This window comes from Pseudomonas sp. QLc11A (genome assembly GCF_052112305.1).
GTDB lineage: Bacteria > Pseudomonadota > Gammaproteobacteria > Pseudomonadales > Pseudomonadaceae > Aquipseudomonas > Aquipseudomonas laurylsulfatiphila.
Window position 1 is genome coordinate 1 of sequence record NZ_JAVAJJ010000094.1, and the last position, 255, is coordinate 255.

Annotated in this window: 1 protein-coding gene; it reads left to right on the forward strand. The window is 65.5% G+C overall.

Annotated features, from left to right (window positions below; genetic code table 11):
• Positions 1-255: immunoglobulin-like domain-containing protein (locus Q8X48_RS30055; protein ID WP_407802691.1), on the forward strand; the 255-nt coding region annotated here is incomplete at both ends.

Here is a 255-nt window from a genome sequence, read left to right on the forward strand (position 1 = left end):
CCACAGGCGGCAATTTCGAGAACCTGGTGCCGAACACCGCGCCAGCCGTGACCACCATCACCGATTCCGTGGACAACACCGGGCTGACCCTGACGGCCACCGGCAACATCACCGAAGGCGGCCAGATCACCTACACCGCGACCCTGACCAACCCGGCCGGCACGCCGATGACCGTGACCTTGAGCAACGGTTCTGTCATTTCCATCGACGCGGGCCAGACCACCGGCACCGTCGTGGTTGGGACCCCCGCCAATG